The 3,589-nt window shown below is 44.5% G+C and carries 2 protein-coding genes and 1 pseudogene; all 3 read left to right on the forward strand.

Going from position 1 to position 3,589, the window contains the following annotated elements; translation table 11 throughout:
* A pseudogene (locus tag QUA99_RS32415) lies at positions 1 to 267 on the forward strand (reverse transcriptase/maturase family protein); the annotation flags it as partial.
* 681 nt (positions 268 to 948) lie between these two features.
* Complete coding sequence (locus QUA99_RS32420; RefSeq protein ID WP_333411561.1) at positions 949 to 2,559, forward strand: reverse transcriptase domain-containing protein; 1,611 nt, start codon at positions 949 to 951, stop codon at positions 2,557 to 2,559.
* Positions 2,560 to 2,715: 156 nt separating this feature from the next.
* Positions 2,716 to 3,589, forward strand: an 874-nt coding sequence (locus tag QUA99_RS32425; protein ID WP_333411560.1) for a reverse transcriptase domain-containing protein, incomplete at its 3' end; no start/stop codon positions are given.

Raw genomic sequence — 3,589 nt, forward strand, 5'->3', positions numbered from 1 at the left:
AAGGCAAAACCCACTCGTAGGGTTAATATTCCCAAACCCGGAACAACCGAAACTAGACCATTAGGAATACCCACAATCAACGATCGTGCATTGCAAGCGCTATGTAAGATGGCGCTAGAACCAGAGTGGGAGGCAAAGTTTGAACCTAACTCTTATGGTTTTAGACCAGGACGTTCCTGTCACGATGCGATTGGAGCAATATTTAACAGCATTAAACAAAAAGCCAAATATGTGCTTGATGCTGATATTGCTAAATGCGTGCGCCGTGGCAGTCAACACGGTATCCCCAATCTAATTGGGAGAGACTAAGAAGAATGTCTCTAAGTCAACCAACTTACCTAGAGTCGAAAGACAAAAAGGGAAAACAGCACGTTGGTAAAGCGGGGGATGGAGAGAAGACGTTTAAACCATTGCCTTGCAAGGCTTGTGTGACAAGGTGAAAGTTAGACTACTTGAAGCCCAATTCTGACGGCATAGGCGATTGCCTATTCCTACAACGTCTAACAGGAATAATCGTTTGTGTGTAGTTTTAAACATTTGAGCAACACAACTTCTTCAAACGATGTCGGCCATCAATGAGACGGCTCAAAGGAATGAGTGGGACACCTAAATCACACTACCACGTACCGAGTTGATGAAGCACGGGATGGCCTACGGGACGCGAGTCCTATGGCTACAGAGTTCTCATAGTAGTCCGAGGACGGGAAAGCCGTCCACATGGCAAAGGAGAACAGGTATTCCTCACACTAAGACCAAGAGGTACGCGAGATGCGGGACGCCGAAACGGTTCTTAATGTAATCCGAGATAGAGGCCAACGAGGGTTGCCTCTGGGAACAGATGTCTACAGACAACTATTCAACCCGAATTTGTACCTCCGAGCGTACAGTCGCATCTACAAAAATGATGGGGCAATGACGCGAGGAATTACTGAGGAAACTGCTGATGGAATGTCTGTCAAAAAGATTGAGAGCCTCATAGAAGATATTCGCTATGAACGCTTTCGATGGACACCAGTACGACGAGTTAACATTCCCAAAAAGAATGGAAAAACTCGACCGCTTGGTGTCCCTACTTGGAAAGACAAACTGGTTCAAGAAGTGGTACGCTCGATTCTTGAGGCATACTACGAACCTCAATTTTCTGACAGCAGTCACGGTTTCAGACCAGAGCGCGGATGCCACACGGCTTTAACTACTATAGACCGTACCTGGCAAGGAACCAAGTGGTTTATCGAAGGAGACATCCGCGGTTGTTTTGACAACATAGACCATAAAATCTTGATGTCAATCCTGCGCGATAAAATTAAAGATAACCGCTTTCTCAGGTTGATGGAAAATCTGCTCAAAGCAGGTTATTGCGAGCAATGGAAGTATCATTCCACTCTCAGTGGTACGCCTCAAGGCGCAATCGTCTCACCCATTCTCGCCAATATCTATCTCGACAAGTTGGATAAGTTTGTCTGGGAGAATCTAATTCCAGAATATACGCGCGGTAAAAGAAGAGCCGAAAATAAGGAGTATGCCAAACTCCAGAAACTCGCTTGGTACTACAGGAAAACCGGACAAACTTTAAAAGCGCATGAACTGGAAATAAAATACCAGAAAATGCCCTCCAAAGATGTTCGTGACCCTGGGTACAGAAGGCTGTCTTATGTACGCTATGCCGATGACTTTTTACTTGGCTTTATAGGGTCAGTTGCAGAGGCAAAAGAAATCAAGGAAAAACTGAGAACATTTTTAGCTGATAACTTGAAGCTCGATATGTCTTTTGAAAAGACCTTGATTACAAATGCCCACAAAGGAGCGGCAAAGTTCTTGGGGTACTCCGTCGTTGTTCAACAGTCGAACAGTAAGCACACTCAAGGTAGGCGTTCGCTGAACGGCGTTATTGGACTCCGAATTCCTACTCGTTTTGTGGAAGAAAAGTGCGCCCAATACAAGAGGAATGGCAAACCCATTCATCGCCCGGAACTGATTAATGATGACGATTTTACAATCGTCAGCATCTATCAGTCAGAATACAGAGGGTACGTGCAATTCTACAGTCTGGCTCAAAACATTGCATGGCTTTCAAAACTGCAATGGGTCATGTGGAGTTCACTAATGAAAACACTCGCTTGTAAACACAAAACTAGCGTGGCGAAAATCTGCTCCAAGTACCATAAGACGGTCAAGCTCCCACAAGGTCGGCGCAAATGCGTGGAAATTACCATCAATAGGGAAGGTAAGAAACCACTGGTGGCTCGTTTTGGTGGTCTATCGCTAAAACGTAACCCAAAAGCAACCATTCCAGACCTGCCCTTGACCCGAAAGCCGCCAGAAAGAAACGAGCTGATAAAACGGCTCCTTGCCGACGAGTGTGAGGTCTGTGGGGCGAAAGGTGACATTGAAGTTCACCACGTTCGCGCTCTCAAAGACCTCAAGGTAAAGGGAAGGAAGTCTAAACCGCTCTGGATGCAGATTATGTCTGCACGCAGACGAAAGACTTTGATGGTTTGTCGCCAATGCCATGACGCCATTCATGCTGGCAAACCTATTTTTAGGCACATCACGGAATAGGAATACTGGAGAGCCGTGTGCCTGGAAATCTCGCAAGCACGGTTCGGAGGGGGCTAGTCGGAAAAGGAACCTTCTGGAAACCTCGCTGGCTAGCTACCCACTTTCGACCGTATAGACCATAAAGCATTACTCACAAAAATAGCCACATTCCCTGCTATGAAACAGCAAGTAAGAACTTGGCTCAAGGCAGGATACTGTGACCAAGGAAATCTCTTTCCTACTAATGAAGGTACACCACAAGGTGGGGTAATTTCTCCATTACTTGCGAATATTGCCCTACATGGTATGGAAGCAAGAGTTAAGCAATACGCGGAAACACTAAAAGGGAAAAAACGGGATAACCGCGTTGCTCTTAGTCTAATCCGGTATGCCGATGATTTTGTGATAATCCATGAGGATTTGAACGTAGTCTTAAAGTGTAAAGAGATAATTGCTGATTGGTTAAATGATATGGGATTGGAATTGAAACCAAGTAAAACAAGATTAACCCACACCCTTAACGAAATAGATGGAAATGTTGGGTTTGAGTTCTTAGGGTTCCACATACAACAGCACAAAACAGGAAACTACAGATGTGCCGTTAATCCACACGGAACCCCACTAGGTTTTACTACACTAATTACACCTTCAAAAGCCAAAGTCAAAAGTCATTTATCAAAAATTGCTGAAGTAATAGACACCCATAAGACTGCCCCCCAAGCTACTTTAATTAGTAGGCTAAATCCAATAATTAGGGGATGGTCAAACTATTACTCAACAGTTGTTAGCAATAGAACATTTAGCAATGTTGATAAACTAACATACGATAAATTAAGAGCTTGGGCAAGAAGAAGGGGAAACGGGACCATCAATAAGGACAAATATTGGAGAACAGTAGGCGACCGTAATTGGTGTTTCAGCACCGAGAATGGATTGGAATTAAAACAACATTCAGATACGCCAATCGTAAGGCATATCCAAATAAAGGCTGTTGCCAGTCCATTTGATGGAAACTGGACTTATTGGAGCAAGCGAAGAGGTGAATACCCAG

The sequence above is a fragment of the Microcoleus sp. F10-B2 genome (assembly GCF_036704965.1).
Taxonomy (GTDB): domain Bacteria; phylum Cyanobacteriota; class Cyanobacteriia; order Cyanobacteriales; family Microcoleaceae; genus Microcoleus.